Origin of the sequence: Limnohabitans sp. MMS-10A-178, assembly GCF_003063375.1 — a bacterium.
In the GTDB taxonomy this organism is placed as follows: domain Bacteria; phylum Pseudomonadota; class Gammaproteobacteria; order Burkholderiales; family Burkholderiaceae_C; genus Limnohabitans_A.
The window spans coordinates 562,660-588,715 of the sequence record NZ_NERY01000002.1 but is presented as its reverse complement, the minus strand read 5'-3'; the positions used below and the strand labels follow the sequence as shown (position 1 = coordinate 588,715).

Genomic DNA, 26,056 nt, shown 5'->3' with positions numbered 1-26,056 from the left:
TTGGTTCAATGACTACAATTCGTATCACCCGCACAGTGCACTTGGCTACTTGCCACCAACGCTGTTCAGGGAGAAAAGATCGGTAACTTAAACATACCGGCGGTACTGGAATACAGGGTCAAGACCAATGTGGCTGCCCCTCTGGGGACGACTCCAACCCTAGTTCTTACCAATAAAGTTTGGCGTGGGTGGGTGGAAGTTAATTGGCGTTTTTAACTTACAGCAATTAGCTGAACGTGGTTAACAATAAGTCAATTGCAATAGACACTAAAAGCAGTCGCCATTAGGCTGACCACGGCCGTATTCCTGAGAGGCTTCGTAGAAATACTTTTGTTGTTCAAACCCAGCCCTGCCGCCAAACACTATCGTCCTGTAACTCACGCCACGCAATGATTTGCGTGGCTTTGGAGAACACTGCTTCAATTTCTACTGATTCAATCGGATCGGTAGGCTGTTCCGGCTGAATTACCCGACTGACCAAAAAGTGCTTTTGTTTGGCAATGGGTTTAACGGCTGTCCACTTGGTCAGCAGCAGTTTTTTTGGGTTCAAAGGGTTCATGCGTGAACGATTTCAGGGCCTGCTTTGCAATTCCCGCGCCACTGCTTGGCCCAAGTCAATCACCGCCATTGCGTAGTAGCTGCTCCAGTTGTAGCGTGTGATGGCGTAGAAGTTTTCCGTGCCGGCCACATAGCTAGGTGGGGCATTGCCATTGAGCAGTTCTATCAAAGCCAAGGGTCCCGTGTGCAGCAACGCATCGCCCTCGATCACCGCACCTTTTGCCAGAAAACTGTTGACGCTGAAAGTTGGCAAGATATCGGGCGCCATCAGGGCATCCATGTTGAGCAGATCACGGTTGAACGAGACGGGGTAATGTGTGGGCATTCCGGTCTGCCATTGAAACGCTTTGAAATAGTTGGCCACAGAACCAATGACATCGGCAGGGTTGTTGAACAAATCAATGTGTTTGTCGCCATCAAAATCAACAGCAAAGTTGACCCAGCTTGAAGGCATGAATTGGGGCAGTCCCATGGCGCCCGCGTAGCTGCCCTTGAACTGAGTGGGTTTGATTTTTTCCTTGGCGGCAATGACCAAAAACTGAGCCAATTCTTTGGAGAAAAAGGCCTGACGCTCCTTGGCCATTGGATGTTCCTTGGGGAAGTCAAAGGTCAGGGTGCTCAAGGCGTCTAAGACTCTAAAATTGCCTGTGTGTTGGCCATAAAAAGTCTCAACACCAATCACGCCCACAATGAGCCATTGCGGCACACCATAGGTTTGCTCGGCTTGTTGGAGGAGGGCTTGGTGACGCTGCCAAAACTGAACGCCTGCTTGAATGCGCTTGGGTTCGATGAAGCGGGCTTGGTAGGCGGCCCAGTTTTTTTGACTGACCTGCGCGGGCGGCAAAATGAGCTTGGGAATGCTGGGAATCAACTTGGCTTGTGCCACTTGGGCTTTAACCCACTGGGGGTCTAGCTGATTTTCTTGAGCCATTCGCTCAGCCCAAGCCATGGCATCAGATCTTTGGGCATAGGAGACTCCCGCAGTTTGAGCAGTCGCCTTGTTTTTTGATTTTGACTTCGATTTTTTGGCGCCTTCAGCAGCCTGAGTACTTGCTGAAAATAAAAGCGCCAAACTGATCAAGATCAAGGACAAATTTCGCATGCCTTGAGTTTAGCCTTTGTAATGGGTACAGGTGTCGTGATAAGCTGGAAACCTCACAATTTTTTCCTTCTCTTTCATCACACACTCATGGGCGCTACTGGTTATTACACGCACTCCGATTGCCGCTTGCACGAAATGGGCGCAGGACATCCCGAGTGCCCTCTGCGTTTAGACGCCATTGAGGATCGCCTGCTTATCACGGGTCTTGATCATGCCCTTGAACGCAGAGAGCCTGCTCCTGCGGCTTTGGCCGACATTGAGTTGGCGCATGACCGGATGTACGTTGCCTCGCTCAGAGGTTTGAGTGAGGCACTGATTGAAGACATGCAAGCCGGTGGGCCTTCGCACACTGCGCTAGACCCAGACACCACCATGAATGTCCATACATGGCAAGCTGCATTGCGCTCGGCGGGTGCTGCCTTGGATGCCACCGATGCCGTGATAGCGGGTGAATTAGAAAATGCTTTCTGCGCCATTCGTCCTCCGGGCCACCATGCCTGCCACGACAAGGCCATGGGTTTTTGTTTTTTCAACAATGTGGCCATCGCTGCCAAATACGCCTTAGAGCGCCACGGCCTTCAACGTGTGGCCATCGTTGACTTTGATGTTCACCATGGCAATGGTACCGAAGACATTGTGGCAGGTGATGATCGAATTTTGATGGTCAGTTTCTATCAGCACCCCTTCTACCCTGAAGGCGGAGCACGCAAGTACGACGCCAATTTGGTCAATTTGCCTGTACCCGCTTACACCAAGGGCATGGACATTCGGGAATTGATCGACACCATGTGGATGCCGCGCTTAGAGGCTCACCGACCTGAACTCATTTTTATCAGTGCAGGATTTGACGCTCACCGGGAAGATGATTTGGGCCAACTGGGCTTGGTCGAGCAAGACTATGTGTGGATGACCCAGCGCATCAAAGACGTTGCGCAAAAACATGCCCATGGCCGCATCGTGAGTTGCTTGGAGGGGGGCTACAACCTCAGTGCTTTGTCCCGAAGTGTTGAAGCGCATCTGCGGGTTTTGGCCAATGTTTGAAAAATATCGAAGGAATCAACTTTGACTTCTGCGCCTATCATGATGCACGACCCCGCGCTTTGGTGGTCTCGCATGAATTCCCAAGAAGCTTTGATAGAGCTGGCTTTGTTTTTGGCTTGCATTGCATTGGCTTGGCTGGTGGTCTGGGGTGTGCGACGCGCCACAAGCCAATGGGAATTGTCTGTTTTATTGGGTAAAAAATTAATCGACGGTGTTTTGTTTCCCGTGCTTTTGCTCGGCATGGTGTTTGTTGTTCGGGCAGTTTGGGCGCGATCACATCCCCTCTGGATTTTTGACTTTCTGGTGCCTGTCTGTTTGTCTTTGGCAGGTATCCGATTGGGCGTGAAAGTGTTGCAGGTCACCTTCAAATCTGCCGCGTGGGTTCGGCCCATCGAAACCAGCTTATCTTGGCTGGCATGGGCCGCTGTGGTTCTTTGGCTTACGGGTTTGCTGCCGCTTGTGCTTGAAGAGTTGGATCAAATTAAATGGAAAATTGGTGCATCTCATCTTTCCGTCAGAACCCTCATTGAAGGCGGGCTAACGGCAGGTTTGGTTATGTTGCTCACTCTGTGGGTGTCGTCGGCCATCGAGGCCAGATTGCTCAAGTCTTCATCTGGCAGTGAGCTTTCTCTTCGCAAAGCAATGAGCAATGCAGTCACGTCCTTGATGTTGTTTGTGGGCTTGATGTTGTCGTTGTCGGCTGTAGGCATTGACCTCACCGCACTTTCTGTATTGGGCGGCGCCATTGGTGTTGGTATTGGTTTTGGTTTGCAAAAGTTGGCCTCCAATTACGTCAGTGGGTTTGTGATCTTGGCTGAGCGCAGCATGCGAATTGGCGACAGTGTCAAAGTGGATGGATTTGAAGGACGCATTTCAGACATCAAAGCACGCTACACCGTCATTCGATCACCCACTGGCCGAGAATCTATCGTGCCCAATGAAATGCTCATTAACAGCCGTGTTGAAAATTTGTCTTTGGCCGATTCGCGCGTGTTGCAGGCCACCCAGGTCACTGTGGCTTATGGCACGGATGTCAATCTGGTCATGCAACTGCTCACACAGGCGTGCGAGGAGCAAGCCAAAGTATTGAAAGACCCACGGCCATTTGTGACGCTCACCAATTTTGCGGCCGATGGCTTGGAGTTTGGCGCCCACTACTGGGTTGATGAACAACAGGCGGGTTTGTTGACCTTGAAGTCAGAAATCAATATCCGAATACTGCAGTTGCTACAAGACAAGGGAATTGAAATTCCATACCCACAGCGCGTGGTTCATACGCTTAGCAGGTCTTAGGAACAGGTCTTAGGAACAGGTCTTGAACAAGCGTTTTACCAACGCATTGATTCAACGCAGTCCACTCATCGATGTAAGTTGGCCTTCAATACCGAGGCACACAAACTGACAGCGGTGTTGGCCTCTTGCATGACGCGGCCCATGGTGATAAAGCCATGAATTTGGCGTTCAAAGCAAACATATTGTGCAGACACACCGGCTTTGGACAAGGCGTCGGCATACATCAAACCTTCGTCGCGCAAAGGATCAAAACCTGCCGTCATGACAAAAGCTGGCGGCAAGTTTTTGTGACTGTTTGCGAACTGAGGTGATGCGCGCCAATCTTTGGCATCTTCGCGACTGCTTAAATAGTTTTCGGTGTAGTAGGCAATTGACTCTTTGGTGAGCATGTAGTCTTTGCCATTGGCATGAAAAGACGGTGTGTCTTGCCACATGATGGTGGCTGGATAAATGAGCAACTGATAAGCAGGTTGAGCAGAAGCTTCTGGATCGTCGCGCAGTCCAATGCAGGCTGCAGCAGACAAATTGCCGCCCGCACTGTCGCCACCAATGGCCAGGCGTTGGGGGTCAAGCCCTAAGCTTTCAGCGTTTGACACAGTCCAATTGAAAGCTGCTAGGGTGTCTTCGTAAGCCGCTGGAAATTTGTGCTCAGGCCCCATGCGGTAATCGACTGAAACCATCACCACTTCAGCTTGAAGGCACAAACTTCTGCACAGCACATCGTGCGTGTCAAGATCGCCAATGGTCCAGCCGCCGCCATGAATGTAGACCAAACCAGGTAAGGCCTTTTGGGTTTGCGCGGCATGCGGGTGATACACCCTCACTGGCACATTCAAGCCATTGGCGGAAGCCACTTTGTTTTCTACTTTGTACACCTCTGGTGCGTCAGGCTGTGTGAAGGTGCGGCGAGACCGGTATGACTCGCGTGCTTCTGTGGGAGAGAGGGTGTTGATGGGTGGAACACCTTTCTCAATCATGAGCTGCATCAGTGCTTGGGCTTGAGGGTCTAGCATGTTCAATCCATCATTGAAGGTAACCAAAGGCTGATGCCTGGGAAGGCCAGCAAAATTCCGAGTGTGATGATCAACACCACAACCATGGGCCAAACGCCTCGAAAGATGGCGCCCAAACCGACTTGGGGCAACAAAGCGTTCAACACAAAAAGATTCATGCCAACAGGAGGCGAAATCAGTCCAATTTGAATGACCATCACAATCAGCACACCAAACCAGACGGGGTCAAATCCCAATTGAACAACGATGGGGAAAAACAGCGGTATGGTAAGCAGGACCATGGTGAGCTCTTCCATCACGGTACCCAACAACACATAAATCAGCATCATGGCAGCAACGATCATGATGGGAGAAAGGCCTAAGCTGGTGATCCAGTCTTTGAGCTCAAATGGCAAGCTGGTGTAGTTGACGAAATTGGCGAAGATCGTGGCTGCAATTAGCAAGGTAAACAGCATGGCCGTGGTTCGAGCTGACTCGACCAAAACCTGCATAAGTACTTTCCAGCTAAGAGCTTTGCGAGCCAGTGCAAACAGAAAAGCGCCTGTGGCACCCATGCCAGCGCCCTCGGTGGCAGTGAAGAAACCACCATAAATACCGCCCAACACCAACACCACCAAAACCAATACGCCCCAAATACCACGCAAAGCTTTGAAGCGTTCGGACCACGTGAATTTTTCACCGGCAGGTGCGTGTTCGGGATCGTGCCAAGTCATTAACACGACAGCTAACATCAAGAGGCAAGCAGTCAAAATGCCCGGCAGAACGCCAGCAGCAAACAATTTGCCGATGTGAGTTTCGGTAATGATGCCGTAAATCACAAGAATGGTGGAGGGAGGGATCATGATGCCCAAAGTGCCACCTGCAGCGATCACGCCGGTAGACATGGCATCGCTATAGCCCAGTTTTTTCATGGAGGGGTAAGCCACTTTGCCCATGGTAGCGGCCGTGGCAATAGATGATCCGCAAATGGCGCCAAATCCTGCGCAAGCCGCAATGGTGGCATGGGCCAGACCGCCTTTGCGGTGCCCAATGAAGGTGTAGGCCGCATGAAAAAGTTCGTGAGCCAAACCAGCACGAGCCACAAAATTGCCCATCAAAATGAACAGTGGAATGACCGATAAGGTGTAGGCAAAACCTGTCTCGTGCACCACTTGCGCGGTGCTGGCCAAGGCTGGCATCCAGCCTCGTGTTAAACCGATACCCACAACGCCAACCAAGCCCATGGAAAAAGCCAAGGGCATGCGCATGAGGGCCAGCACGAAGATGGCCAAGAATCCGAGCAAGGCAGCCGTCATACTGTGCCTCCTTCGGATGCATCTTCATCATTGAACACAAAGGCTTTGACCAGATGCACCATTGCAGCGAGGCCGCACAGAATGCCCATTCCATAAATGAAGGGCGCTTTGGTAATCTTGAGTTGGGCTGTGGTTTCGCCCGTGTTTGCAAACTCGTTACCTGTTTGCCACATCAAATAAGCCAGACCAAAAAGCAAAGCCGCGCACACAATGTGAATGAGGCCTTGTTGAATTTGACGAGCCCATCGGGGCATGAGCCCATCCAAGGAGTCAAACAATACGTGCTCGCCTTTGAGAGAGACCAAAGGCAGTGCCGCAAAAATAACCACAACCATTAGTAATTCGGTCAACTCCAAAGAACCGGTGATGGATTGAGACAAGAATTTTCGGCCTGAGACATCAAAAAAAGTCAGCACCATGATGGCAAACAAGGCGAGACCAGCCAGAGCCCCGCAAAGAATTTCAAGTAATTTTTTCAACTGTTGGCCCATCAAAAAAGCGGTATTTGCAAATAGAGCAAATACCGCTGATGTACTTCATTTCACTGGGGCTTTACCCCAGAAAATCTCAGATCACTTCTGCTTTTGCAGCTTGGCGATCTCAGAGCGGAATTCAGACAATGTACCAGATGGGTCTTTCAAACCTTTGGCTTTGGCTGCTTGCGCCCAGTCGCGCTCGAGCTTGCTGACACGCACAGTGATGCCGCTCACAAAACCGCTATCGGCTTTGATGACTTTGACACCATTTTTTTGCATGTTGGCCAAAGCCTGCTCGTCCACGCGGTCCCAGGCTTTGCCAAAGCGCCTTGCAACGGCTTCACCGGACAACTCATCCACCACTTTTTTGTCTTCTGCAGAAAGGCTGTTGTACTTGGCTGGGTTCATCATGAACACAAAGCTTGTGTTGTAGAGGCCGCCAGGAACCTGCGTAGCGTGCTTGATGATCTTGTCAATTTTGAAGGAGTCTGTGGACTCCGCAGGGAACAAAGTGCCATCCATCACGCCACTAGACAAAAGCTCGAAAGATTCAGGCGCAGGCTTAAGCGTGACGTTCATGTCGAGCTGTTTAGAGATCTCATTGACCATGCCACCCCCAATGCGGAACTTGAGACCTTGCAAGTCTTCAACGCGGGTAATGGGTTTTTTGGTGTTGAAAATGATGCCAGGGCCGTGGGTGAAATAGCCCAAAACTTTCACGCCTTGGTGCTCAGCTGTGAACTCTGGGTTCTTGCTGGCAATGCGGTTGAAGGCCACAGACAAGGGCTCAGCGCGGTCACCCAAGAAGGGGAATTCGGCCATTTGCGTGAGAACAAAACGGCCAGGTGTATAGCCATGAACGGTGAAAGACACATCGACCAAGCCATTTCTGACGGCATCGAAAGTGCCAGGTGCTGGGGTAACTGCACGGGGCAGAATGTTGCAACGAACGCGATTGGATGTTTTGCTTGCCAGGTCATCGCACCATTCTTTTTGGGACATTGACAGGCCATGGGTGGGTGGGACCCAGCTTGAGACAGTCAATACCGTTTGCGCTTGTGCCAAGCCGCTGAAGCCGGCGAGGGCCGCTGCAGCCACGGTGATCAAAGTTTTTTTCATCTGAGTGCTCCATTAATTTGGTTACAAAATACAATCGGAAGTTGATTTATAAGCGAAAAAATAATCTTAACCCTGATTCACCTACCGATTGGTCGGTGAATTCCCGATGATGCCAAAAAATGTATCGTCAGTAAGGTTTTGCAAACCGTTCTAAAATGCGAACGACCGTGCTTTTTCGTCGGGCGAGTGGTCCCGGGCATGAAGATTTGATGCACAATTGACGTTTACGTAACGTCAAAGGTGACAGGCCCTTGCCAAGGGCTTAAGTTTTGATATCAATGGAGAGCTTTCATGAAAATTCTGGTTCCCGTGAAGCGGGTTGTCGACTACAACGTGAAGGTGCGTGTCAAATCTGACGGCACAGGCGTAGACATCGCCAATGTCAAAATGAGCATGAACCCCTTTGACGAAATTGCAGTCGAAGAAGCTGTGCGCTTGAAAGAAAAGGGCATCGCCACGGAGGTCATCGCTGTGTCTTGCGGTGTCACGCAATGCCAAGAAACGCTGCGTACGGCCATGGCCATTGGTGCCGATCGCGCCATCTTGGTTGAAACGCCCGCCGATTTGGAGTTGCAACCTTTGGCGGTTGCCAAATTGCTCAAAGCCTTGGTCGACAAAGAACAACCTGGTTTGATCATCTTGGGCAAGCAAGCCATTGACGATGACTGCAACCAAACCGGTCAAATGTTGGCGGCATTGGCAGACTTGCCCCAAGCCACGTTTGCATCCAAAGTAGAAGTGGTTGACGGCAAAGCGCAAGTCACTCGTGAAGTAGATGGTGGTTTGGAAGTATTGTCTTTGTCGATGCCTGCAGTGATCACCACAGACTTGCGTTTGAACGAGCCACGCTACGTGACCTTGCCCAACATCATGAAGGCGAAGAAAAAACAACTCGACACCTTCAAGCCTGAAGACTTGGGCGTCGATGTTTCGCCTCGCATCACAACCTTGAAAGTATCCGAGCCACCCAAGCGCTCTGCAGGCATCAAGGTGCCAGACGTGGCAACGTTGGTCGATAAGTTAAAGAACACAGCGAAGGTAATCTAATCATGGCTTCATTGGTTATTGCAGAACACGACAACGCATCCATCAAAGGTGCAACATTGAACACCGTCACAGCCGCTGTGGCTTGCGGTGGTGATGTGCACGTTTTGGTGGCGGGCCACAACGCTGGTGCCGCAGCCCAAGCAGCTGCACAAATTGCAGGCGTGTCCAAAGTGATTCACGCTGATGCAGAAGGTCTGGCGCATGGCTTGGCTGAAAACGTGGCCACCCAAGTGTTGGCCATTGCTGGCAACTACACACACATCTTGTTCCCTGCAACAGCTGCCGGTAAAAATGTGGCACCTCGCGTTGCTGCCAAATTGGATGTGGCGCAATTGAGCGACGTTACTTTGGTGATTTCAGCCGATACTTTCGAGCGTCCCATTTATGCAGGCAATGCCATTGCCACGGTGCAAAGCAAAGATGCAGTCAAAGTGCTAACAGTTCGCACCACTGGTTTTGATGCAGCAGCGGCCACAGGAGGTTCAGCCAATATAGAAACGGCGGCTGCCACTGCCGACAGCGGCAAGAGCACATTCAAGGGCAGCGAAATTGCCAAGAACGATCGTCCTGAATTGACTGCAGCCAAGGTCATTGTTTCTGGTGGTCGTGCTTTGGGCAGTGCAGAAAAGTTTGCTGAAGTGATCACGCCACTGGCCGATAAGCTGGGTGCCGCCATGGGAGCCAGCCGCGCAGCAGTGGATGCGGGTTATGCCCCTAACGATTGGCAAGTAGGCCAAACCGGCAAGATTGTGGCACCTCAGTTGTATGTGGCCTGCGGTATTTCTGGTGCCATTCAGCACTTGGCTGGTATGAAAGACAGCAAGGTTATTGTGGCCATCAACAAAGACCCCGAAGCGCCTATTTTTAGCGTGGCCGATTATGGTTTGGAAGCCGATTTGTTTGCGGCTGTGCCTGAATTGGTCAACGCTTTGTGATGCGTTTGATTTGAACTTATTTTTGATTTTGAAAGGCATCCTTTGAGGTGCCTTTCTTTTATTCGGAGAATGATATGAGCTACGTTGCCCCCCTGAAAGACATGCTTTTCAACATTGAACACTTGGCCCGAATTGACCAAGTGGCGCAAATGCCAGGTTTTGAAGATGCTGGCATGGAAACAGCGCAAGCGGTGCTCGAAGAATGTGCCAAGTTGAACCAAGACGTGATTGCACCCCTGAACTGGGAAGGCGACAAAAACCCATCGGCGTTTGCCAATGGTGCTGTGAAAACCACTCCAGGATTTAAAGAAGCATTCAAGCAGTACGGCGAAGGCGGCTGGCAAGGTTTACAGCACCCCACCGATTTTGGCGGACAAGGTTTGCCCAAAACCATTGGTGCTGCATGCGGCGAAATGCTCAACTCGGCCAACATGAGTTTTGCATTGTGCCCCTTGCTCACAGATGGTGCCATTGAAGCACTTCTGACGGCGGGCTCTGACGATTTGAAAAACATTTACCTAGAAAAGCTCATCTCTGGTGAGTGGACTGGAACCATGAATTTGACTGAGCCCCAAGCGGGCTCTGATTTGGCACTGGTGCGCACGCGTGCAGAGCCTTTGCCCGATGGCACCTACAAAGTATTTGGCACCAAAATTTACATCACTTATGGTGAGCACGACATGGCCGACAACATCGTGCATTTGGTGTTGGCCCGTGTGCAAGGTGCGCCCGAAGGCGTGAAGGGCATCAGCTTGTTTGTGGTGCCTAAGTTCATGGTGAATGGCGATGGCAGCCTAGGCAATCGCAACGATGTTCACTGTGTGAGCATTGAACACAAAATGGGCATCAAGGCCAGCCCTACAGCCGTGCTGCAATACGGCGACAACGGTGGTGCCATTGGTTTCTTGGTGGGCGAAGAAAACCGCGGCCTCGAGTACATGTTCATCATGATGAATGCTGCGAGATACGCCGTGGGTGTTCAAGGCATTGCCATTGCAGAGCGTTCATATCAAAAGGCCGTTCAGTACGCCAAAGACCGCGTGCAAAGCCGTCCTGTCGATGGCAGCATGAACACTTCTGCTCCCATCATTCACCACCCTGACGTAAAGCGCATGCTCATGACCATGCGCGCCAGCACTGAAGGATGCCGCGCATTGGCCACAGTGGCTGCAGCTGCCTATGATGCGGCCCACCACCACCCCGATGCAGAAGTGCGCAAACAAAATGCACTGTTCTACGAATTCATGGTGCCGCTGGTCAAAGGCTATAGCACCGAGATGAGTTTGGAAGTGACATCACTTGGCATTCAAGTTCATGGGGGCATGGGTTTCATTGAAGAAACCGGCGCTGCCCAGTACTATCGCGATGCCAAAATTTTGACCATTTACGAAGGCACCACAGCCATTCAAGCCAATGACTTGGTGGGCCGCAAAACGGCCCGTGACGGCGGTCAAACTGCCAAGGCATTGGCTGGTCAAGTTGAACAAACTGAAAATGAACTTTTGACCAACGCCCATGCCGACGCACAAGCGGTGGGTCGTCGCTTGAAAGCCGCTCGTTTGGCATTCTTGGATGTGGTTCATTTTGTAGCGGGCAACACCAAAGCCAACCCAAATGATGTTTTTGCAGGTAGCGTGCCTTATTTGATGCTGACGGGCAATTTGATGGCGGGCTGGCAAATGGGTCGTGCCTTGTTGGTGGCTTTGTCGCAAATTGAGCAAGGCAATGACAAAGCGTTCATGGAGGCAAAGATCACCACAGCGCGTTTCTATGCTGATCATTTGCTCAGCCGTGCACCGGGTTTACGCGACAGCATCGTTGAAGGTGCAAAGTGCGTGACAGAGCTGGCGCTAGAAGCTTTCTAAAATCGACAACTGCTTTTTTACATTCAAATCACTGGAGACTTCATGTCGAAATTACCTGCCGTTTTGGCCAATTTACCGTTCCCGGTAATTGCATCGCCCTTGTTCATCATCAGCAATCCCAAGTTGGTCATTGAGCAATGCAAGGCTGGAGTGGTGGGCTCAATGCCTGCTTTGAATGCGCGCCCTGCAGAACAGTTGGAAGAGTGGTTGATTGAAATCACAGAAACTTTGGCGGCTTACAACAAAGCCAATCCCGACAAGCCTGCAGCGCCTTTTGCCATCAATCAAATTGTGCACAAGAGCAATGATCGCTTAGAGCACGACATGGCGATGTGTGTGAAGTACAAAGTGCCCATCATCATTACCTCCTTGGGCGCACGAGAAGACATCAACCAAGCGGCACACAGCTACGGCGGTATTGTTTTGCACGACATCATCAACAACAAATTTGCGAGAAAAGCCATTGAAAAAGGCGCAGATGGTTTGATTGCTGTCGCGGCAGGTGCGGGGGGACATGCTGGTGAAAAAAGTCCCTTTGCATTGATCCAAGAAATTCGCCAGTGGTTTGACGGCCCCATTGCTCTGTCTGGATCAATTGCCAGCGGCGATGCTGTTTTAGCGGCGCAAGCCATGGGAGCAGACTTTGCTTATATTGGCTCTGCCTTCATTGCAACCCATGAGGCCCGTGCTGCCGAAGACTACAAGCAAGCCATTGTCGATTGCAATTCAGATGACATTGTTTACAGCAATTTGTTCACGGGTGTGCATGGCAATTATTTGGCGCCTTCCATCAAAGCGGCTGGATTAGATCCTGCCAACTTGCCCGTGTCTGATCCCTCGGCCATGAACTTTGGTGGTGATGCCAAAAAAGCGTGGAAAGATATTTGGGGCTGTGGTCAGGGCATTGGTGCCATCGATGCTGTGGTCAGTACAGCCGAGCGCGTTGCCAAAATCAAGACAGAGTACGCAGCTGCTCGCGCTAGATTGTCACTTTAATTTCTGCAGCAATTGTTTTGAAGTCTGAGCGTTCGGAATTCATTGACCTCTTGAAGGTTTTGGCTTGCGTGCTCATTGTGTGGCACCACTTGGCACTGTACAGTCCCATGGCTGCCAAGTTGGCAGAATGGCTGCCTCAGCTTGAGGTTTTTTTGCGCTCTTACGCATTGTGGGCGGTACAAGTTTTTTTGGTCATCGGAGGATACTTAACGGCCAAGTCTTTGTCAGCTTCAATGCCTCAGACAAGCGCTGAAATGTGGGCCAAGTTGCTTGCCCGCTATCTGCGATTGGTCATTCCTTTGCTAGCAGCCTTGAGCGTGGCTGTTGCTGTCACAGCGCTGGTTCGACCTTACTTTGATCATTCTTCGCTTTCACAAGAACCAACTGGTTTGCAAGTGATGGCGCATATTTTGTTGCTCCAAGATGTGCTCAGAATGGAAGCATTTTCGGCTGGCGTTTGGTATGTTGCCATTGATTTTCAGCTTTTTGCATTGGCCCTGATTGGCGCATGGCTTGCCCATGCATGGCACCGATTTTCGGGTCGGGGGTCTCTGATTCGCAAGGCCTTGGGCCTTTGGTTGATGCTCACACTGAGTGCCATGTTTGTTTGGAACTTGAACCCCTCAGGTGATATGTGGGGGCTGTATTTTTTTGGTGCTTACGGTTTGGGTTTGTGTGTTGGAGCCTGGCGCCAAGCAGACATGAAAATCAACTTTACAAGTCTTGCTCTTTTGATCATGGTGTTGGGTGCTTTGGCCACAGCCTATCATCCAAGAAGCAGATTGATATTGGCTATCGGCACGGCTGTTTTGTTGTGTTGTTATGAGGCCTATCAAAGCAAACCGATTGAGCGACTCAAATTGAATTGGATTCGACATCTCTCCAGCGCTTCTTACGCTATTTTTCTCATTCACTTCAGCGTCAGTTTGCTTGTCAGTGCGCTGGTTTTCAATGTATGGCCAGAAAATACGGCCATCAATGTGGCTGGCTTGTTTGTTTCATTCGCCCTGTCAATTTGGCTCGGACGTTTACTGTATGAGCAGGTTGAGGTGCCTCATCCAACTTGGAGAAGATACTTTCAGTGGGTTGGCACTTTGATTGCAACCTTCACTGGCGTGATCTTGCTCACTTAGTTGCGGTCAGTTGAGTTTCATTCACTTTGCCTTGAATGTAGGCCAGAGCTGCTTCAACTTGATCAATTAAGATGAGGCAAAGGTCGCCAGCCGATAAGCGCGCCAAAGCAGTATCGATGGCATTGAACTCGCCCTGAATGTCTTGAACGTGGGTTGTGCGTGCTGCACCAGCCAAACCTTCTCGAAGCAGTTGGATGACTTCGCCGTCACTGCGGCCGCGCTGGCAGGCATCTTGGTACAAGATTACTTCGTCAAATGCGGTGCCTAAAATTTGAGTTTGATCTCGAATGTCTTGATCGCGACGATCGCCGGCACCACTGATGACCACCACACGTTTTTGAGCGGGCATGTTGTCTACGGCATGAACCAATGCTTGAATGGCATCGGGGTTGTGGCCGTAGTCGGCAATCAAGGTGGCGCCCTTGTAGTCAAAAACATTGAAGCGCCCGGGCACACCCTGAATGTCGCTGATGAATGTTGACAGGCCTTGTGCAATGGTTTCCCATGGCACATTGACGGCCCAAGCTGCCGCTACAGCAGCGATGACGTTTTCAGTTTGAAAACCAATTTGACCTTGGCGCGTAAGAGGCACATCACTGAGTGGAATGCGGAAAGACTTTTTGCCTTGTTGCGCAACAATGCTGCCATTTTCTGTGTAAACCACGCGCTTGCCTTGCGCTCGGTGAGTGGCCAAAACAGGCTGATGAGGATCGAGTGCAAAGAAGGTGACATTGCCCGGACACATATTGGCCATCATGGCAACTTGAGGGTCGGCAGCATTCAACACGGCCATGCCGTCGGGCGCTACATTCAAAACAATGACGCGCTTTAAAACTGACAGGTCTTCTAAGGTGGTGATGTAGTTAAGGCCTAAGTGGTCGCCAGAACCCATGTTGGTCACGATGGCAACTTGGCAGCGATCGAAGGCCAAGCCTTCGCGCAGCAAGCCGCCACGCGCAGTTTCAAAAACAGCTGCATCGACATCGGGATGCATCAAGACATTGCGAGCACTGCGGGGGCCGCTGCAATCGCCATCGTCAATTTGACGGCCATTGACGTACACACCATCGGTGTTGGTCATGCCAACCCGCAAATGGTTGGCCTTCAGAAGGTGGGCGGTGAGGCGAACAGTGGTTGTTTTGCCATTGGTGCCGGTCACGGCAATGATTGGAATTCGCCCATTGTCGCCGTTGGGGAACATGTGGTCGATCACTGCTTTGCCAACATTGCGGCCTTTGCCAAAAGAGGGGCTGATGTGCATGCGCAAGCCGGGTGCTGCATTGACTTCGACCACGCCACCGTTTTGTTCTTCAAGTGGTTTTAAAACGGATTCGCAAACGACGTCAACACCACAAATGTCAACGCCCACCATTTGAGCTGCGGCCACAACGCGTGCAGCCACCGCAGCGTGCACATCGTCAGTGACATCGGTGGCTGTTCCACCTGTAGACAAATTGGCGTTGTTGCGTAAGATCACGCGCCTGCCTTTTTCTGGCACAGAGTTGGGCTCTAGATCTTGTAACTTTAGTCGGCCAATGGCAATGTCATCGAACTTGATTTTGGTCAGTGATGTGGAATGACCATCGCCACGCCTTGGGTCGGCATTGACTTTGTCAACCAGCTCTTTCACGGTGTGGGTGCCATCGCCCACAACCAAAGGTGGTTCGCGTCTGGCAGCAGCAACCAATTTGTTGCCCACGACCAACAAGCGGTAGTCGCTACCCGGCAGGAATTTTTCTACCAAGACTTCGCCATAGCGAGCGGCTGTTTCGTAAGCCTGATTGAACAAGTCGCGTTCTACGATGTTGACCGTGACGCCTTTGCCCTGATTGCCATCTTGGGGTTTGACCACCACGGGCAGCCCAATGCTTTGAGCAATTTGCCATGCGTCTTCTAAGTCTTTGGCAGGCCTGCCAATGGGAACAGGCACACCGGCAGCCAACAACAAAGACTTTGTGAGATCCTTGTCTTGGGCAATCGATTCAGCAATGGCGCTGGTTGTGTCTGTTTCTGCGGCTTGAATGCGGCGCTGCTTGCTGCCCCAGCCAAACTGAACCATGCTGCCCTCAGTGAGGCGGCGGAAGGGTATGCCTTTCAAAACTGCTGCGTCGACGATAGAGCCCGTGGACGGTCCGAGTCGGACATCTTCATCCAAATCTCGAAGTTCGCTCAGTGCTTGATTCAAATCGTAAGTGGTCTGCTGCTTGACAGCCTGACATAGCTTCTCTGCCCAACTTAGCGCCAATCTGCCCACATCTTCTTCGGTGTATTGAACAACTACTTGGTAGATGCCTTCTTCTTCAGTGGCCGTTGTTCGACTGAAAGTGACCTGACAGCCTGCTTGGTTTTGCAAACTCAGGGTAATTTTTTCGAGGGCATGGGCCATGCTGGCAGGCTCCCCAGGTCTTGAGCCCTCAAGGGGGCCGACGGCTGGGAAAATTCGCCTCAATTGCTTTTCGAACTCATTGCCCGGCATCATGGCCCGCTCGTGGGGCTCGCAGCTCACTATGGCCTCAATGCTGGTTTGGCGACTCCATAAATTGGGGCCCCGCAAAGCTCGAATTCTAGAAACTTCCATGAAACTGTGTCCTGGTTGAAGCGGGGCTTGCAGTCTTGCCTTGACGCTCAGTGAGCGCCAGGACTCTGACCGAAACTTTTGATGCCAGCTCGAATGAGGTCGGTTTGAATGCCCAAGGCCCAAGCACTTGCACAGGCAGCCAACACTTCAGTGCAATTGAGATGTTGGTTTTTGAACAACTTGTCAATGGCGGGCAGCTGGCGGTTTAGGGCTTCTATTTCTTGAGGACCTTGTGCCAATACCAAATGATTTTTACGCCAGAAAACAACTCGGCCGTTCTCACTGCGGTGTTGAACAATTCGCGGATGATCTTCAGAGCTTGCAAAGTAGGTCACTTCGCCATCGCAATACTGAGCCAGATTGGCAACCTCATCGTCTTCCGCATTGAGCACAGCCATACCTTGTGACAACACAACGTCCATTTGCGTACGCACCACATTGGGCATTTGTTCGTCGCTTTGAATGTACAGATCTTCAAGGCCCGCCGCTTTGGGCATGGAGGTGATCACGCCAACTTGGCAACGATCGTAAGGCAGGCCCTCTGCCAACAAGTGTCGAGCCGTGGTTTCAAAGACCGCAGCCTGAACCGACCTGTTAATGAGGAGACGTTGGGCTGGCTCCCACTCCATGCCACTTTGTGCTTGAAGGCAGCGTTGGCCCAAAAACAATCCTTTGGCCGAGGAGAGACCCGTTTGAAGGCCTTGCAAATGCATCAGCCATGCAATGAGGTGGCTGGTGCCGGTGGTGTTCTCTTGTCCAATGATGCCAACCACGGGAATACGAGGCTCTGAATTGTCGTCAAACAAATGCGCTGCAATGGCTTGGCCCACGGGGCGAGGGGAGCCAGAAGCAGGCTTGAGGTGCATGAGAAGACCAGGGCCAGCATTGACTTCAACGATGGCGGCTCCTTGCGCCTTCATGGGCTTGGAAATATCTTGCGCCACCAAATCGACACCTGCAATGTCCAAACCAACGATGCGGGCTGCCAAAGCAGCCATTTCGGCCACATCGGGGTGGACCAAATCAGTGACATCCATGGCCATATTGCCAGTGCGCATGACCAAAACGTGGCGGTCTTTTTCTGGAACGCTTTGACCTGTGAGGCCTTGGCGTTTGAGTTCGAGAACGGCTGTTGTGTGGTCTTTCAGTCGAACAGTATCGAGCGGAAAGTCTTCTTCTTCGCCGCGGCGCGGGTCTGAATTGATTTGGCTTTCGATCAGTTCTTCGACGGTGTGAACGCCATCACCCACGATGCTGGCCACTTCTCCTTTGTTGGCCGCCACAACTTTGCCGCCAACCACCAACAAGCGATGTTCATCACCCAAAATATGCCGTTCAACCAAAACCTCACTGCCTTCGGCTTTAGCCAAAGGGTATGCAGCTTCAATTTCGGTTTGGGTTCGCAGCTCGAGTGATACGCCGCGCCCATGATTGCCATCGACTGGTTTGACGCAAACGGGCAAGCCAATTTCTTTGGCGGCTTCCCAAGCCTCGGCTGGCGAGGAAACAATTCGTCCTTCGGGCACGGGTACGCCACAATTGGCTAGCAAGCTTTTGGTGAGGTCTTTGTCTTTGGAGACGCCCTCAGCAATAGCGCTGGTTTGGTCTGTTTCGGCGGTCCAGATGCGGCGCTGGTTGGCGCCGTAACCCAGTTGAACCAAATTGCCGTCGTTCAGGCGAATGGCGGGGATATTTCGATCTGCAGCCGCATCGACAATGCAGGCGGTACTAGGGCCAATGCACAAACGGTCAACCATTTGGGTGAGGTTGGCAATGACATCCTTGACTGGGAAGGGGCGGTTTTCAATGGCAGCCATGACCAAGTCACGAGCGGCTTGAATGGCAACGCGACTGACGGTTTCGTTGCGAGTGCGAATGACCACCTTGTAAATACCGCGGGGGCCGGCTTCACGGGCTTTGCCAAAACCGGTTTGCATGCCCGCACGGTTTTGCAGTTCCAACGCCACATGCTCCATGATGTGACCAGGCCAAGTGCCTTCGACCAATCGCTGCAAAAACCCGCCTCTTTCGCCCACACTGCATCGGTGTTCAATGAGGCCAGGCAACATTTCTTGCAGGCGCTCGTTGAAGCCGGGGAGCACGTTGGAGGGGCAATCTTCTAAATCGCCGATGTCGATCCAAGCTTCTAGAACGGGGCGGTAAGTCCAAATATTCGGACCCTTCAAGTGGGTTACCCGAATAAATTTGATATCTTTAGAACTCATTTTCGTGCTTTTCACAATTCTGAGCGAAGGCACGGAGCGATTCGTGTCCGGGGATACAATGACTGGCCAGTTGCAGCACTGGCAATGATCGTCTGATAAACAAGGTGCATGGGCTGTGTCCTGGCCGCTTCTTTTGCTGTTTTTGTTTGCCGCCAACACGGGTTGACTCTTGCTGTTTGAAACTTTATGAACTCCAACACCCATCCTCCCATCGATTTGCTGGGATTGCCGTTTTTTTGGCAGAAGGGCTTGTTGTCGCATGTTCACCATGGTGAAAACGTTCTAGCTTGGCTAGAGGTTGACCTGAATGATGAACTGATCTTCAAAAAGACCCTTGTTATTTTGACCGATCAAAGGGTCATCTCTGTGGATGAGGCCCAAAATAGTTGGGATTTTTGGGCCTTGAGCCCCGATTTAACCCTTCGAGTGGTCGATCACGCGGGCGTTGGCACCTTGGCACTTCATCAGGGCGGCTTAAGACTCAAGGCTTGGCGGTTTACCTTGGGGCTTGAAGCGGCGGTTCTGAGATGGAAATTGGGCTTTGAAAATCATCTCACTGGACAGGCTCAGACGGCGTCCTTTTTTGGGCAATCCTTGACTTCCCCCTCTGCCGGTGTAGATGACTGGGCAGAACCAGGGGTTGGCCAAATGCGGCACGTCTTGTGCCCATTTTGCCAAAATGTGGTGGATGCTTTAGAAGAGGAATGTGCTGTTTGCCTCGAAAAGGGCCAGGCGCCAACTTCCACATGGACCTTGCTCAAGCTCTGGCGTTTTGCCAAGCCTTATCAGTGGCAACTCTTGATGGGGTTTTTGCTGACCTTGGCGTCCACTGCGGCCACCTTGGTGCCGCCTTACCTCACCATGCCCCTGATGGATGATGTGCTCATTCCTTATCAAAACGGCAAAGACATAGACACTGTGCTTGTCACATGGTATCTGCTGGGCCTGCTGGCCTCCGCCATCGTTGCTTGGTCCTTGGGTTGGGTGAAGACCTATATTTTGGCGCTGGTTTCAGAGCGAATTGGGGCTGATCTCAGAACGACTACTTACCAGCACTTGCTGAAATTGTCTTTGGAGTATTTCGGCGGGCGTCGAACCGGTGATTTGATCGCTCGAATTGGCAGTGAGACCGATCGAATCAATGTCTTCTTATCGCTTCACTTGCTGGATTTTGCAACCGACGTGTTGATGATCCTGATGACAGCAGTGATCTTGTTTTCAATCAATCCCACCTTGGCGCTGGTAACCTTGTTGCCTTTGCCATTCATCGGCTGGCTGATTCATGTGGTGAGAGAAAGGCTGCGAACGGGCTTCGAAAAGATTGACCGCGTGTGGTCAGAGGTCACCAACGTGTTGACAGACACCATTCCTGGCATTCGCGTGGTTAAGGCTTTTGCGCAAGAAGACCGCGAAGCGCAGCGTTTCATCGATGCCAACAAACACAATTTGACCGTCAATGATCGGCTCAACAGAGTTTGGTCTGTGTTCTCACCCACGGTCACGCTCATGACCGAAATAGGCCTGTTGATTGTTTGGGGTTTTGGCATTTGGTTGGTCTCTAAAGATCAAATCACAGTGGGTGTGTTAACCGCATTCTTGGCCTACATCGGGCGCTTTTACACCCGACTTGATTCCATGAGCCGCATTGTGTCGAGCACTCAAAAAGCAGCCTCTGGTGCCAAGCGAATTTTTGAAATTCTGGACCATGTCTCTAGCGTGCCAGAGCCCCAAAATCCTGTTGCGATGTCCAAGGTAGAGGGTCGCATTACTCTGACAGATGCCAGTTTCAGATACGGCAACCGGGCTGTGATCAAGCACTTGAATCTCGACATCAAACCTGGAGAAATGATTGGTTTGGTAGGGCACAGTGGTTCGGGGAAAAGTACCTTGGTCAATTTGATGTGTCGCTTCTACGATTTGTCGGAAGGCAGCATTGCTTTAGATGGCGTTGATATCAAGCAACTCAAAGTGGCTGACTACCGCAGGCAAATTGGTTTGGTTTTGCAGGAACCTTTCTTGTTCTTTGGCACCATTGCCGACAACATTGCCTACGGCATGCCCGAAGCCACTCGAGACCAAATTGTGGCTGCTGCGAGAGCGGCACACGCGCATGAATTTATTCTGCGCATGCCTCAGGGTTATGACTCTTTGGTGGGAGAGCGTGGACAAGGTTTGTCTGGTGGCGAGCGGCAACGAATTTCAATCGCTCGCGCCTTGCTCATTGATCCGCGCATTTTGATTTTGGATGAGGCCACATCGGCGGTTGATACTGAAACCGAAAAAGAAATTCAAAACGCTTTGGATAATTTGGTTCGCGGCAGAACCACCATTGCCATTGCGCACCGTTTGTCAACCTTGCGCAAAGCAGATCGTTTGGTGGTCATGGACAAAGGCTTGATTGTGGAGGAGGGCACTCACGACGTTTTGATTGATAAACAGGGTGCCTATTGGCGCTTGTACGAAGCCCAGCAAAGGCAGGCAGAAGCTGAAGGCGCTGTTTTGCGGGAGTCGGTGGCATCATGATGACCCAGCTGATGAATTTTCAATTTGACCAAGGGTCCTCGGGTCGGTGGTTTTACGTCAGTGCAGAAGGCCGACAACATGACAATGTTTTGGCTGTCAGATCATTTCCTGTTGCGGCTCCCGAAGAGGGAATTGCCATTGTGGATGTCGATGGCAAAGAGCTGCTTTGGATTTCGCATTTGAATTTGTTGACAGAGGCCTTGCGCGCCAATATTTTGAAGGCCATGGCACAGCGAGAGTTCATGCCTCAAATTTTGAAGTTGTATGGTGTGAGCGGATTTGTGGCGCCCAGTACTTGGGACATTGAAACGGATCGTGGTAGAACCAAACTCTTACTCAAAGGGGAAGAGGACATTCGCCGGCTGTCTGGCACGGTTTTGCTGGTGACGGATGGGCATGGTGTTCAGTTCTTGATTCGTGATTTGGCTCAAATGGATCGACATTCACGAAAGCTGCTAGATCGATTTTTATGAAGCGCCCCGGCAGTCTGCATGCACGTCTAACTTCGATTGATAAACGTCTGTGCTGATATTCATCAGCCCCAGCACTGTGTGAAAGTAATTGTCGTGAGTGAGTGGTGTTTCCGATTTGTTTTTCAAACAAGCAGGCACCAAGCCAGACTGCTTTTCAAAACTTGCCGACAACCATGTGATCCAAGGGACGCGCTTTTGCAAGTCGGGCGCAACATTGTAGGGTAGCCCATGCAAGTACAAATTGTTTTCACCCAAAGATTCGCCATGGTCAGACACATAGAGCATGGCTGGCGCAGCGTTGGCTTCTGATTTTTTGAGCCACTGAATGGCCTGACCTAAGAAATGATCGGTATAAAGAATGGTGTTGTCAAACGAGTTGACAACCTGCTCACGGGAGCATTCATGGAGAGCATTGCTCTTGCATTCTGGTAGAAATTTTTTGAATTGATCGGGCACACGCTTGTAGTAGGCAGGGCCATGACTGCCCATTTGGTGCATGACCACCACAACACCTTTGGCTCTTCGTTCTGCAGGCAGTGCTTGAATTCGTTGGTCAATTTCGTGCAACATTATTTCATCAAAGCACTCTCCGTTTTTGCAGAGTGTGGGGTGTTTCAATGACTTGGTCAGTACTTGTGGCACTCGTTCGCAGACGCCTTTACAGCCCGACTGGTTGTCAAGCCACAATACAGCCAGACCAGCGTGGTGAAGCACATCGATCAGACTTTCGTAATTGTTTTTGCGCGATTCATAAGCCTCTTTGCCCATGTGCGAAAACATACAGGGCACAGAAGTGGCTGTGCTGGTGCCACATGACATGACGCCTTTCAGACTGATGATGTTCTCATTGGACAATTCAGGCGTGGTAGGGCGATCGTAGCCATTGATGCCAAAGTTGCCCATGCGCGCTGTTTCACCTAGAACCAATAACAAAAGGGTGGGCTTGTGTTTGCTGTTGGCTGGATTCAATTGAGCATCGCGGCCCAAGGGCAATAAAGTTGTTTGATTCCTTTGAAAGGGTTTGGCCGCCACCATGCCAATTGCATAGTAGCTGTTTAAAGGGTTGACCAAATAACGCAACTGAGTGTGATTGCGCATGATGGAGGAGAAGTCTTGAAAAATAGCCAATAAAGCGCCAACAATGACCACCAAAGAGATGACAAGTGTGAGGATGTTGCCAAAGATTTGCTGGCCTAAGCGCAAAGGTTTGACGGGTATTTTCCAAAGGACCCAACAGGGCAAAATACCCAAAAGTGCTAGGCTGATCAGCATCCGCCAGTTCATCAAATCCAAAGCTTCTTTGGTATCTGTTTGAACCACATTGGTAATCATGGTGCTGTCGATCACAATGCCGTAGCTCATCATGAAGTAAGCGCCGCTGGCTGCGCTCAAAAAGAACACTGCAATGGCAGGTTTGAGAAGCCATCGCCAGTTCAAGAAACTCAAAATGGCACTGATGGCAGCAGTGATGATGGCGCCAAATCCGATGGCAAAAGCCAGTCCTCTAAAGCCAGTCACTTCGGGCAATTGGTGAACCTGTGACCACAGGGCGATGTTGCCAGCGCTGCTTAGCCACAGACTACTGAGCAAGGCAAGCCAAGCCGGGTGCCATCCTTGTTTTTGCGGGGCAGAAGAATTTGAGCGTTTGAGATTCATGCAGAAAAGATAAAAGCTGGATGTATTTTCTCAGACTTCCTTTGAAGCCAAGGTGTTTGAGAAAGAATTCGCATGCAACATCAGCCTGGCCATAAGGAGCCGTGTTCGGGAACAACGGCACGCATGTGCAGCTCTCTCTCAATGCGCTGGCGCAAAACGTCTGATGCCTCGCGTTCGCCGTGCACCACATAGACTTGAGCCGGTGCTTGCGGCATCTTTTGAAGCCAAGCCAAAAGTTGTTTGCCATCGGCATGGGCAGAGGCTGAGCTAAGTTGGACAATTTCTGCTGCCACAGGCAAGTCTTTGCCATGCAGCCGAACAGAAGACGCGCCACTTGCCAATGTGGCGCCGCGCGTGCCCGGAGCTTGAAAGCCAGTGAGAATGACCATGTTGCGATGGTTACCAACGTGGTTGGCAAGATGGTGCAACACGCGGCCGCCTGTGGCCATGCCGCTGGCCGACAAAATGACCATGGGGCCATGGCGTTTTACCAAAGCTTTAGACTGTTCGGGTGTTTCGATCATGGTGGCCACGTGGTCCATGGCTTGAACTTCGGTGGCATTCAAGCGGTGCTCGCCCATGTGCCGTTTAAACAGGGCGGTGGTGTGAATGGCCATCGGGCTGTCCAAAAAAATAGGCAGGCTGTGAGGAATTTCGCCACGAGATTTGAGTTGTGCAATGCTGTGCAAAATAGCCTGTGCTCGGCCAACTGCAAACACCGGCACAACTGCAACGCCACCTCGAGCCGCTACTCGTTTGAGGGCTTCGCCTAACTCTGCATTCACGTTTTCCTCGGGGTGTGTTCTGTTGCCGTAAGTTGATTCAATCAACACCGTATCAGCTTGCGGCGGCGCGTCGGGTGGATTCATGAGGCTGTCATCGGGCCGTCCAAGATCACCTGAAAACAGAATGCGCCGACCACCCACTTCCAACAACAAACTGGTAGCACCCAAGATGTGGCCCGCACTGCTGAATTGGGCCTTCCAGCCTGGCATGGGTTGAAACCATTCACGGAGTTTCTCAACATGAAACTGTTGCAGGCAATACTTGGCGTCTTGCTGGGTGTAAAGCGGTAAGGCTGGACTGTGTTTGGAGTAGCCATGCTTGTTTGCGAAATAGGCATCTTCCTCTTGGATGTGCCCACTGTCGGGTAACAAGATGCCGCACAGGTCGCGTGTGCCTGAGGTGCTGTGAACTTTGCCTTGAAAGCCGTTGCGAGCTAAAAGTGGCAAGTAGCCACTGTGATCCAAATGGGCATGCGTCAAGATCACAGCGCCAATGTCTTTTGGCGGTGTGGGGCAGGGATCCCAGTTTCTAAGGCGCAATTGTTTGAAGCCTTGAAACAAACCGCAATCGACCAGCAGTTTTTTGCCGTCGTACTCGACACAGTATTTGGAGCCGGTCACCGTGTCGGCACCGCCTAAGAAACGAATGTTGAGTGTCATGCGTCCATGTTAGGCCGATGACCCAACATTGACTTGACATAGATCAAGACTAAGCTTTTAACTTAAGCGCCGAACAAACCTTTGAGTTTGTCGGTCCAGCTGTTGCCTGTGGGCATGTGCTTGGCGCCGCCTTTTTGCAAAGACTCTTCGAATTCCTTGAGCAGCTTGCGTTGGTGCTCTGTGAGTTTGACGGGCGTCTCAACTGTGATGTGACAGTACAAGTCGCCAGGATAGCTGGAGCGTACGCCCTTGATGCCTTTGCCACGCAAACGGAATTGCTTGCCAGTTTGTGTGCCTTCAGGAATGTCGATGGCTGCCTTGCCGCTGAGAGTGGGTACATCGATTTCACCGCCCAGAGCGGCTTTGCTGAAGCCGATGGGCACAGAGCAATGCAAGTCATCGCCATCGCGCTCAAAAATGTCGTGTTTCTTGAGGCGAATCTCAATGTACAAATCGCCGGGCGGGCCGCCATTGGTGCCGGGTTCACCGTTGCCGGTGCTGCGAATGCGCATGCCGTCGTCAATGCCTGCAGGTATTTTGACTTCGAGCGTTTTTTGCTTTTTGAGTTTGCCTTGGCCACTGCACGAAGGGCAGGGGTCAGAAATAATTTTGCCGGAGCCACGGCAGTGTGGGCAGGTTTGCTGCACACTGAAAAATCCTTGGCGCATTTGCACGGTGCCCGAACCTTGGCAAGTACCGCAGGTTTTGGCGCTGGTACCTTTCTTGGCGCCGGAGCCATCACAGGGGTCGCATTCTTCCCAGCCCGGAATTCGAATTTGCGCGTCTTTACCGGCAGCTGCTTCTTCCAAAGTGACTTCCATGGCGTAGCTCAAATCGCCGCCTCGGAACACTTGACGACCACCCCTGCCACCGCCACCGCGTTGTTGGCCAAAGATATCACCAAAAATGTCGCCGAAGGCTTCACCAAAACCGCCGAAGCCTTCAGCACCACCTGGGCCACCGCGCATATTGGGGTCAACACCTGCATGGCCATATTGGTCGTAGGCGGCACGTTTTTGCGCATCCGACAACATCTCGTAGGCCTCTTTGACCTCCTTGAATTTGCCCTCTGCTTCTTTGGCGTCGTCACCCTGATGGCGGTCAGGGTGGAACTTCATGGCCAATTTGCGATACGCCTTTTTAATCTCTTCATCAGAGGCGTTCTTGGCTACACCCAATACTTCGTAAAAGTCTCTTTTGGCCATCGTATATTGCTACTGTTTTTAACAAGAACGCCGCGAAAGCGATTCCCTGAGGAAATACGCTGACGCGGCGGCTTGGGC

21 protein-coding genes are annotated in these 26,056 nt (G+C 51.5%); 10 read left to right on the top strand and 11 right to left on the bottom strand.

From position 1 onward, the window contains the following. Positions 1-91: integrase core domain-containing protein (locus B9Z32_RS14305; RefSeq protein ID WP_146179476.1), on the top strand; the 91-nt coding region annotated here is incomplete at its 5' end. Between the two features lie 246 nt (positions 92-337). On the opposite strand, the gene B9Z32_RS11715 is transcribed toward B9Z32_RS14305, so the two are convergent. After that, positions 338-559, bottom strand: a complete 222-nt coding sequence (locus tag B9Z32_RS11715) for a TIGR02450 family Trp-rich protein (RefSeq protein ID WP_108421576.1) — start codon at positions 557-559, stop codon at positions 338-340. A gap of 12 nt (positions 560-571) precedes the next feature. Next, a complete protein-coding gene (gene mltB / locus B9Z32_RS11710; protein ID WP_108421575.1) occupies positions 572-1,660 on the bottom strand; it encodes a lytic murein transglycosylase B in 1,089 nt (362 codons plus the stop codon). 87 nt (positions 1,661-1,747) lie between these two features. Between mltB and B9Z32_RS11705 the strand changes: the two genes are divergently transcribed. Then, positions 1,748-2,701 (top strand): histone deacetylase family protein, encoded by a 954-nt coding sequence (locus B9Z32_RS11705; RefSeq protein WP_108421574.1) that lies wholly within the window; start codon positions 1,748-1,750, stop codon positions 2,699-2,701. Positions 2,702-2,722: 21 nt separating this feature from the next. Continuing rightward, entirely contained in the window at positions 2,723-3,994 is a 1,272-nt protein-coding gene (locus B9Z32_RS11700; RefSeq protein ID WP_369909933.1) for a mechanosensitive ion channel family protein, read from the top strand. Between the two features lie 65 nt (positions 3,995-4,059). Here the strand turns inward: B9Z32_RS11700 and B9Z32_RS11695 are convergent, their stop codons facing one another. The 4 genes from B9Z32_RS11695 to B9Z32_RS11680 form a co-directional block, all read right to left on the bottom strand. After that, positions 4,060-5,007 (bottom strand): alpha/beta hydrolase, encoded by a 948-nt coding sequence (locus B9Z32_RS11695; RefSeq protein WP_108421572.1) that lies wholly within the window; start codon positions 5,005-5,007, stop codon positions 4,060-4,062. A gap of 2 nt (positions 5,008-5,009) precedes the next feature. Next, entirely contained in the window at positions 5,010-6,302 is a 1,293-nt protein-coding gene (locus B9Z32_RS11690; protein ID WP_108421571.1) for a TRAP transporter large permease, read from the bottom strand. Next, complete coding sequence (locus tag B9Z32_RS11685) at positions 6,299-6,781, bottom strand: TRAP transporter small permease (protein ID WP_233248266.1); 483 nt, start codon at positions 6,779-6,781, stop codon at positions 6,299-6,301. Before B9Z32_RS11685 ends, B9Z32_RS11690 begins: the two co-directional genes overlap by 4 nt. A gap of 93 nt (positions 6,782-6,874) precedes the next feature. Beyond that, on the bottom strand, positions 6,875-7,897 hold the full coding sequence (locus tag B9Z32_RS11680) for a TRAP transporter substrate-binding protein (protein ID WP_108421569.1): 1,023 nt from the start codon (positions 7,895-7,897) through the stop codon (positions 6,875-6,877). A 291-nt stretch (positions 7,898-8,188) separates the two neighbouring features. On the opposite strand from B9Z32_RS11680, the gene B9Z32_RS11675 reads away from it, so the two are divergent. The 5 genes from B9Z32_RS11675 (at position 8,189) to B9Z32_RS11655 (ending at position 13,873) form a co-directional block, all read left to right on the top strand. After that, complete coding sequence (locus B9Z32_RS11675; protein WP_108421568.1) at positions 8,189-8,944, top strand: electron transfer flavoprotein subunit beta/FixA family protein; 756 nt, start codon at positions 8,189-8,191, stop codon at positions 8,942-8,944. A 2-nt stretch (positions 8,945-8,946) separates the two neighbouring features. Continuing rightward, a complete protein-coding gene (locus tag B9Z32_RS11670; protein ID WP_108421567.1) occupies positions 8,947-9,879 on the top strand; it encodes an electron transfer flavoprotein subunit alpha/FixB family protein in 933 nt (310 codons plus the stop codon). Between the two features lie 74 nt (positions 9,880-9,953). After that, positions 9,954-11,744 carry an acyl-CoA dehydrogenase gene (locus B9Z32_RS11665; RefSeq protein ID WP_108421566.1) on the top strand — a complete coding sequence of 597 codons (1,791 nt, stop codon included), beginning with the start codon at positions 9,954-9,956 and terminating at the stop codon, positions 11,742-11,744. Between the two features lie 42 nt (positions 11,745-11,786). Then, a complete protein-coding gene (locus tag B9Z32_RS11660) occupies positions 11,787-12,740 on the top strand; it encodes a nitronate monooxygenase family protein (protein ID WP_108421565.1) in 954 nt (317 codons plus the stop codon). Between the two features lie 17 nt (positions 12,741-12,757). Then, complete coding sequence (locus B9Z32_RS11655) at positions 12,758-13,873, top strand: acyltransferase (protein ID WP_158268211.1); 1,116 nt, start codon at positions 12,758-12,760, stop codon at positions 13,871-13,873. Here the strand turns inward: B9Z32_RS11655 and cphA (B9Z32_RS11650) are convergent. Both cphA (B9Z32_RS11650) and cphA (B9Z32_RS11645) read right to left on the bottom strand, forming a co-directional pair. Next, complete coding sequence (cphA, locus tag B9Z32_RS11650) at positions 13,866-16,451, bottom strand: cyanophycin synthetase (RefSeq protein ID WP_108421563.1); 2,586 nt, start codon at positions 16,449-16,451, stop codon at positions 13,866-13,868. The genes B9Z32_RS11655 and cphA (B9Z32_RS11650) overlap by 8 nt on opposite strands. A 47-nt stretch (positions 16,452-16,498) precedes the next feature. Further along, positions 16,499-18,676, bottom strand: coding sequence for a cyanophycin synthetase (gene cphA / locus B9Z32_RS11645; RefSeq protein ID WP_108421633.1), 2,178 nt, complete (start codon positions 18,674-18,676; stop codon positions 16,499-16,501). A gap of 186 nt (positions 18,677-18,862) precedes the next feature. Here cphA (B9Z32_RS11645) and B9Z32_RS11640 point away from each other — a divergent pair, with 186 nt between their 5' ends. Together B9Z32_RS11640 and B9Z32_RS11635 are read left to right on the top strand one after the other, a co-directional pair. After that, complete coding sequence (locus tag B9Z32_RS11640) at positions 18,863-21,199, top strand: ABC transporter ATP-binding protein (protein ID WP_108421562.1); 2,337 nt, start codon at positions 18,863-18,865, stop codon at positions 21,197-21,199. An 11-nt stretch (positions 21,200-21,210) separates the two neighbouring features. Beyond that, positions 21,211-21,672 carry a DUF1854 domain-containing protein gene (locus tag B9Z32_RS11635; RefSeq protein ID WP_233248265.1) on the top strand — a complete coding sequence of 154 codons (462 nt, stop codon included), beginning with the start codon at positions 21,211-21,213 and terminating at the stop codon, positions 21,670-21,672. Here the strand turns inward: B9Z32_RS11635 and B9Z32_RS11630 are convergent. The 3 genes from B9Z32_RS11630 to dnaJ form a co-directional block, all read right to left on the bottom strand. Beyond that, a complete protein-coding gene (locus B9Z32_RS11630; RefSeq protein WP_108421561.1) occupies positions 21,667-23,328 on the bottom strand; it encodes a phosphoethanolamine transferase in 1,662 nt (553 codons plus the stop codon). The two genes, B9Z32_RS11635 and B9Z32_RS11630, sit on opposite strands and share 6 nt — an antisense overlap. Positions 23,329-23,408: 80 nt before the next feature. Continuing rightward, the gene (locus B9Z32_RS11625) at positions 23,409-24,773 is read right to left on the bottom strand and encodes an MBL fold metallo-hydrolase RNA specificity domain-containing protein (protein ID WP_108421560.1); all 1,365 of its coding nucleotides are present in this window, start codon (positions 24,771-24,773) and stop codon (positions 23,409-23,411) included. Positions 24,774-24,835: 62 nt separating this feature from the next. Beyond that, a complete protein-coding gene (gene dnaJ, locus B9Z32_RS11620; protein WP_108421559.1) occupies positions 24,836-25,978 on the bottom strand; it encodes a molecular chaperone DnaJ in 1,143 nt (380 codons plus the stop codon). Between the last annotated feature and the right edge of the window lie 78 nt (positions 25,979-26,056).

Excerpts from the sequence above, each read along its gene's own strand:
- B9Z32_RS11715 (WP_108421576.1), bottom strand. The coding sequence starts at position 559 with ATGAACCCTTTGAACCCAAAAAAACTGCTGCTGACCAAGTGGACAGCC.
- mltB (WP_108421575.1), bottom strand. The coding sequence starts at position 1,660 with ATGCGAAATTTGTCCTTGATCTTGATCAGTTTGGCGCTTTTATTTTCA.
- B9Z32_RS11705 (WP_108421574.1), top strand. The coding sequence starts at position 1,748 with ATGGGCGCTACTGGTTATTACACGCACTCCGATTGCCGCTTGCACGAA.
- B9Z32_RS11695 (WP_108421572.1), bottom strand. The coding sequence starts at position 5,007 with ATGCTAGACCCTCAAGCCCAAGCACTGATGCAGCTCATGATTGAGAAA.
- B9Z32_RS11690 (WP_108421571.1), bottom strand. The coding sequence starts at position 6,302 with ATGACGGCTGCCTTGCTCGGATTCTTGGCCATCTTCGTGCTGGCCCTC.
- B9Z32_RS11680 (WP_108421569.1), bottom strand. The coding sequence starts at position 7,897 with ATGAAAAAAACTTTGATCACCGTGGCTGCAGCGGCCCTCGCCGGCTTC.
- B9Z32_RS11675 (WP_108421568.1), top strand. The coding sequence starts at position 8,189 with ATGAAAATTCTGGTTCCCGTGAAGCGGGTTGTCGACTACAACGTGAAG.
- B9Z32_RS11670 (WP_108421567.1), top strand. The coding sequence starts at position 8,947 with ATGGCTTCATTGGTTATTGCAGAACACGACAACGCATCCATCAAAGGT.
- B9Z32_RS11665 (WP_108421566.1), top strand. The coding sequence starts at position 9,954 with ATGAGCTACGTTGCCCCCCTGAAAGACATGCTTTTCAACATTGAACAC.
- B9Z32_RS11660 (WP_108421565.1), top strand. The coding sequence starts at position 11,787 with ATGTCGAAATTACCTGCCGTTTTGGCCAATTTACCGTTCCCGGTAATT.
- cphA (WP_108421563.1), bottom strand. The coding sequence starts at position 16,451 with ATGGAAGTTTCTAGAATTCGAGCTTTGCGGGGCCCCAATTTATGGAGT.
- cphA (WP_108421633.1), bottom strand. The coding sequence starts at position 18,676 with ATGAGTTCTAAAGATATCAAATTTATTCGGGTAACCCACTTGAAGGGT.
- B9Z32_RS11640 (WP_108421562.1), top strand. The coding sequence starts at position 18,863 with ATGAACTCCAACACCCATCCTCCCATCGATTTGCTGGGATTGCCGTTT.
- B9Z32_RS11635 (WP_233248265.1), top strand. The coding sequence starts at position 21,211 with ATGAATTTTCAATTTGACCAAGGGTCCTCGGGTCGGTGGTTTTACGTC.
- B9Z32_RS11630 (WP_108421561.1), bottom strand. The coding sequence starts at position 23,328 with ATGAATCTCAAACGCTCAAATTCTTCTGCCCCGCAAAAACAAGGATGG.
- B9Z32_RS11625 (WP_108421560.1), bottom strand. The coding sequence starts at position 24,773 with ATGACACTCAACATTCGTTTCTTAGGCGGTGCCGACACGGTGACCGGC.
- dnaJ (WP_108421559.1), bottom strand. The coding sequence starts at position 25,978 with ATGGCCAAAAGAGACTTTTACGAAGTATTGGGTGTAGCCAAGAACGCC.